The organism is Flavobacterium anhuiense (assembly GCF_004151235.1).
Lineage (GTDB): Bacteria > Bacteroidota > Bacteroidia > Flavobacteriales > Flavobacteriaceae > Flavobacterium > Flavobacterium anhuiense_A.
The window spans coordinates 155,383-161,487 of record NZ_JUIV01000012.1 but is presented as its reverse complement, the minus strand read 5'-3'; the positions used below and the strand labels follow the sequence as shown (position 1 = coordinate 161,487).

Genomic DNA, 6,105 nt, shown 5'->3' with positions numbered 1-6,105 from the left:
TTTGTTACCGAATTATCTAACCTTTACAGAAATGACAAACGAGGCGAAGTGAGTATGTCGAAATAAAACTCAATAAAAAAGGCTTTCAGATTTCTGAAAGCCTTTTTCTATGATAACAGTTTAAATCTGTGTAATTCGTGTTTTTAATCCAAACTAAAATTATAAATAATTTTTCCAACTTGTTTAGCAGGAGCATCACTATCAGATTCCCATTTGGTATTCATTGCGGCAATCCTTGCTTGATCTAGTAAACATTTCGCAGTATTTGTTGTTCCTTTAATTCCAGCTGTTGCGCTTATTGTTTTTCCGTTCTGATCCACGCTAACTTCAACCACAACTTTACCTTCTTCATTACAAGTATATTTTGGTGCCGGTTTAGATAATGCTTTTCTGTTTCCTAAAGAATATCCAGTTCCGCCGCCAGAACCGCCACCAGTTCCTGCTCCGTAACCGCTTCCGGTTCCAATGCCATTTCCGGTTCCGTTACCGCCACCAGTTCCTCCACCAGAACCACCACTTCCGTAGTAACCGCTAGAGTTTAAACTTCCGTTAGATTTTCCTTTATTTCCTGCTGCTTTATCGTCTCCGTCACCACCTTTGTTCGAACCCTTCATAATGCTGGCTAATGCATCGTTTGTCGAATTAGAAACTTTTGGTTTCTCCGGTACAGGTTTTTGTATCGGTTTTTCTACTGGAACAGGTTTCTTTGGTTTTTCTTTGGTCGGAATTACAACATCATTATCGGCAGTTGTGTTTTCCTGTGTAATTATCGATTCTTCTTCTGGAGTTGCTTTTGCAGGAGCTTGTTTTACATTGTTTTTTACATCCAGAACTTCGCTTTTATAATTAGCGCCAGAACCTAAATCGCTGTCTCCAAAATTTATGGTTACGCCACCGCCACCTCCGCCACCATCAGCAAGAGCTACGTTATTTTCTGGATTGTATGGAGGCCAGAAACGTATAAAAAACAGCAATAGAATTATTATTGCATAAATAGCTGTTGTGAATAGCAATGATTTCTTTTGATCTGAAGAAATAGACGAACTCATTTAGATTCTAAATTTTGAAATGTATTATTTTAAAAACGTTTAAAAGTAGTAAAAATTGTTTAGAATGAAAGGAGAATTTAATCGCGCATTAAGTGTTTTTAGAAATTAATTATAACGCAAAGTTCACAAAGGCTTACGCAAAGAAACGCAAAGTTTTTATCTGTTTAATTTGAGAAATCTTTAGATAAAAGTTCACAAAGTTTATATAGACACAGCTTTGCGAACTTAATATTTAGATATTGTAAAATATCTTAGCGTGCTTTACGTTAAAATCTATGGGTACAAAAAAAACGAGCCAAATAAAAATCTGGCTCGTTATATATTAAAGTATAAAATATATTACACTAACTGTTTCAATGCAATCTCAAAAGCAGTTGCACTGATATTTGTTTTAGACGAACTCAAAGCATGCGCTTTAACGATCGCATTTTTAATAGTTTCTGAAGTGTCATTAAAAATTGCCTCGTCTGTCATTTGAACTTTTTTCTCCATGAAGTAAGCAAAAACTCTTGCCATTCCGCAGTTTGAAATAAAGTCAGGAATCAAACTTACTTTGCTGTCTACTTCTTCCATAATAGAACCAAAGAAAATTTCTTTGTCAGCAAAAGGAACATTTGCTCCACATGAAATAACTTCCAATCCGTTTGCAACTAAACTGTCAATTTGAGCTTGAGTTACCAATCTTGAAGCGGCGCAAGGCGTGAAAATCTCAGCGCCAATTGTCCAGATTTTAGAATTGATTTCCTCAAACGGAATCATATTGTCGGCAACTAATTTGTTTCCGTCTTTGTTTAAAAACAAAGTTCTGATTTCTTCAAAGGAAAAACCTTCTTCTTTTATTAATCCGCCATCGCGGTCAATAATTCCGATAACTTTTGCTCCCATTTCAGCTAAATAGAAAGCCGCTGCAGAGCCTACGTTTCCGAAACCTTGCACAATTGCTTTTTTATCTTTAATGTCTCCACCATAAGTTGCATAAAAATGACGAACTGCTTCGGCAACACCAAAACCAGTAATCATATCAGCAACTGTATATTTTCTAGTTACGTCTGGTGAGAATTTTGGGTTCTCGATAACCTTAATTACACCTTGACGCAATTGCCCGATTCTATTAATTTTATCAGCTTCTGTAGGTTTAAAATGTCCGTTGAAAACTCCTTCTTGCGGATGCCAAACACCACATTCTTCTGTCATTGGAATTACTTCGTGAATCTCATCAACATTCAAGTCTCCTCCAGTTCCGTAGTAGCTTTTCAATAAAGGAGAAACCGCTTTGTACCAACGCTGTAAAACACCTTTTTTGCGAGGATCGTTCGGATCAAAATTTATTCCAGATTTAGCGCCACCAATTGCAGGACCAGAAACAGAGAATTTAACTTCCATTGTTTTTGCTAAAGACAAAACTTCATTCATGTCTAAGCCTTTTCTCATTCTTGTTCCTCCACCAGCAGCTCCTCCGCGAAGTGAATTAATAACAGTCCACCCTTCGGCTTCTGTTTCTGAATCTTTCCAATTGAAAACAATTTCAGGTGCTTTGTTTTCAAATTGTTGTAATAAATCTTTCATTTTGTTGTGATATGTTTATTTTGCGTAAATGTATAAAATAGAATAATGCGAATAATGTATTTTGCATCAAATTTATAAAACAAAAAATAAAAGCCGAAAACTATTTGGTTTTCGGCTTTCAGAATATTTAAAAAATTAAGACTTATTGTCCTAATAAGTGTTTTTTCAAAGTTTCGTCTACTGGTTTATCAGAAAGCCAGATTCCGAATAATGCTTTTTTGAAATCGAATCCAGGAATTTTTCCTTTTAAAACTTCATTTTTACTCACATAAACATTTTGATCTAACGGATTGTAAGCTAAAATGAAAACATCTTTTTCTGTAATGGCATCGCTTAAAAAGCTCTTTAATTGCTCAATTCTAGGGCGCAATTGTTCCAAATTTGCACCAGCAGATTTTTCAAAACCTGTATTCATTGCTTTTGTTAATTTGCTAGAAGAAACCATAGAAGAAGTGATTTCGATTCTCACAGCCATTTCTGTGTCACTGTCAATAATGAATTGTGGATCTTGAGTTAATTGAGATAAATACAATGCCTGAACATAAACTTCTAACCACATTTTTGATCTTCCGCCTGCTCCGTTTAATTGTAATGACTTGCCTAGAAATTCTATTTTTCTAGGAACTGTAACGCCATTAACATCGATTTGAGTTTGTGCTGAAACAGTAGAAAATTGCAAGCTTAGAAGGATTGTCAGTAAAAGTAAAATCTTTTTCATATTCATCAATTTTTTATTTTTAGGGCAAAAATAATAGTAATTTATCAATATTTAGGTCACATTGAAAATGTTTTTTTACTAAAATTTTCATGTTTAATTTTTGTATTGCATTAGCAATCAATTTAGTAAGAGTAGGTTTACGTAGTTTTACTGATTTTAAGAATTGTTTAATTTTCTGACTGATTAAAAACGGCTTTTTTTAGAATTAAATACTCTTTCTGAACCAATTTTTCAATTAAAAATTTTAGAGAAATTGTTGTCAAATTGATGCTCTTTTGAAAAAAAATATAAATAATAACGAAAACGTTATCGTAATCTTTGCTGATCTATTAATTTTATATGCGCGCATTGTAATTTAAACATTAAAAAATTATCTTTGGAAGCCTTTGCACAAAATAATAAGGCATCGAAAAAACACAAAAAGCATAAAAAAATCATCAACTATAGAAATCTGTTTTGAAATCTGGTTGAGAAAAACATTTAAAGTAAACTACTATGGATTTTAATCTTACCGAAGAACATTTAATGATTCAGCAGGCAGCAAGAGATTTTGCTCAAAATGAATTATTGCCGGGAGTTATTGAACGTGACGAAAAACAAATTTTTCCAAGTGAGCAAATCAAAAAAATGGGTGAGCTTGGATTTATGGGAATGATGGTTGATCCTAAATACGGAGGAAGTGGCCTTGACGCTATTTCTTATGTGATTGCAATGGAGGAAATTTCTAAAGTTGATGCTTCTGCTTCTGTTGTAATGTCGGTAAACAATTCATTGGTTTGCTGGGGATTACAAGAATATGGAACTGAAGAGCAAAAACAAAAATATCTGCCGGGTCTAGCGTCTGGAGAAATTCACGGTGCATTTTGCTTAAGTGAACCTGAAGCTGGAAGTGATGCAACTTCGCAAAAAACGACTGCAATCGATATGGGAGATCATTATTTAGTTAATGGTACAAAAAACTGGATTACAAACGGAAATACTGCATCTGTATATTTAGTAATTGCACAGACTCATCCAGAATTAAAGCACAAAGGAATTAATGCTTTGATTATGACCAAAGATATGCCAGGTTTTTCAATTGGCCCGAAAGAGCAAAAAATGGGAATCCGTGGTTCTGATACGCATTCTTTAATGTTTTCTGATGTGAAAGTTCCAAAAGAAAACAGAATCGGTGAGGATGGTTTCGGATTTAAATTTGCGATGAAAACTCTTGCTGGAGGTAGAATTGGTATTGCATCTCAAGCTTTAGGAATCGCTTCTGGAGCTTATGAGTTGGCTCTAAAATATTCTAAAGAGCGTAAAGCTTTTGGAACTGAAATCTGCAACCACCAAGCAATTGCTTTTAAATTGGCAGATATGGCAGTTAATATTGAAGCAGCACGTCATTTATGTATGAAAGCAGCTTGGGATAAAGATCAGCATAAGAGTTATGACGTAAGCGGTGCAATGGCTAAGCTTTTTGCTTCGCAAGTTGCAATGGATACAACGGTTGAGGCTGTTCAGATTCACGGAGGTAACGGATATGTAAAAGAATATCATGTAGAGCGTTTAATGCGTGATGCAAAAATCACTCAGATTTATGAAGGAACTTCTGAAATTCAGAAAATTGTAATTTCTAGAGCGGTTATTGCTGGATAAATAATCTTAGAATTTTTTTTATACCCTTTCGGCTTTTAGTTGAAAGGGTTTTTTTATGAATATTCTATTACTTTTCATAAGTTTATACTCCAATAAATTATATAATCAATCATCAATAAAAAACAGAAAACCATGAGAAAGCTATACTTTTTGCTTCCAGTTATTTTTTTAGCCTGTAAATCGGGAACTTCAACAACAAAGGAAAATGAAGTAAAAACAGATTCAAAGCCAATAGAAATCAGCTATAAAGTAAAAGAAAATGAAATCTCAGATTTTCTTAAATACCTTTCTTCTGATGAATTAGAAGGTCGTGAAACCGGAACAAAAGGAATTGAAAAAGCTGCGGTTTTCTTGGAAGATTTTTTGAAGAAAAATAAAATCAAACCTTATTTTAAAACCTATAGAGATACGTTAACAAATTTTGAACCGGTAGCTTTTAATATTGTTGGTGTTATTGAAGGAACTGATCCTGAACTTAAAAAAGAGTTTGTGGTATTGAGTGCGCATTACGATCATATTGGTATTGAGAAAAAAGATCAGGCCGATAAAATAAATAATGGTGCAAATGACGATGCTTCGGGGGTGACTTCTGTAGCGGCAATGGCAAAATATTTTAGCGAAACAAAATCGAATAAGAGAAGCATTTTAATTGCGTTTTTTGCTGGCGAAGAAAAAGGATTATTAGGATCTAAAAGTTTAGTTCAGAAATTGAAAAAACAGAATTTTAATCTTTATACCCAATTAAATATTGAAATGATTGGTGTTCCGATGAAAAGAGATTACCTAGCTTATATTACTGGTTTCGATAAATCTAATATGGCGCAAAAAATAAATGAATACACTGGGAAAAACACTATCGGCTTTTTGCCAAAAGAAGCAGAATATCAATTGTTCTACCGTTCTGATAATTATTCATTCTTTCAAGCTTTTGGCAAACCATGTCAATCTTTAAGTACTTTTGATTTTGAAAATTTTGATTTTTATCACCATGTTTCAGATGAATTTAAAGTAATGGACATTCCTCATATAACTAGATTCACACAAGAGTTATTGCCAGCCGTTACCAAAATTGCGGTTTCGCCTAAGCAAGAAATAACCATGAATAAATAAGAGGCTGTTTTACAGCATTTGATT

Annotated in this window: 5 protein-coding genes; 2 read left to right on the top strand and 3 right to left on the bottom strand. The window is 33.8% G+C overall.

Annotation, left to right across the window (positions count from 1 at the left end; genetic code table 11):
- Positions 1–143: 143 nt before the first annotated feature.
- The 3 genes from NU08_RS15275 to NU08_RS15265 all read right to left on the bottom strand — a co-directional run bounded on the left by NU08_RS15275 (position 144) and on the right by NU08_RS15265 (position 3,333).
- Positions 144–1,049, bottom strand: coding sequence for an energy transducer TonB (locus NU08_RS15275; protein WP_129748003.1), 906 nt, complete (start codon positions 1,047–1,049; stop codon positions 144–146).
- 339 nt (positions 1,050–1,388) lie between these two features.
- Complete coding sequence (locus NU08_RS15270) at positions 1,389–2,615, bottom strand: Glu/Leu/Phe/Val dehydrogenase dimerization domain-containing protein (RefSeq protein ID WP_129748002.1); 1,227 nt, start codon at positions 2,613–2,615, stop codon at positions 1,389–1,391.
- Between the two features lie 142 nt (positions 2,616–2,757).
- Complete coding sequence (locus NU08_RS15265) at positions 2,758–3,333, bottom strand: chalcone isomerase family protein (RefSeq protein ID WP_129748001.1); 576 nt, start codon at positions 3,331–3,333, stop codon at positions 2,758–2,760.
- 495 nt (positions 3,334–3,828) lie between these two features.
- On the opposite strand from NU08_RS15265, the gene NU08_RS15260 reads away from it, so the two are divergent.
- Both NU08_RS15260 and NU08_RS15255 read left to right on the top strand, forming a co-directional pair.
- Positions 3,829–4,971 carry an acyl-CoA dehydrogenase gene (locus tag NU08_RS15260; RefSeq protein WP_129748000.1) on the top strand — a complete coding sequence of 381 codons (1,143 nt, stop codon included), beginning with the start codon at positions 3,829–3,831 and terminating at the stop codon, positions 4,969–4,971.
- Positions 4,972–5,103: 132 nt separating this feature from the next.
- The gene (locus NU08_RS15255; protein ID WP_129747999.1) at positions 5,104–6,081 is read left to right on the top strand and encodes a M28 family peptidase; all 978 of its coding nucleotides are present in this window, start codon (positions 5,104–5,106) and stop codon (positions 6,079–6,081) included.
- Positions 6,082–6,105: the final 24 nt, after the last annotated feature.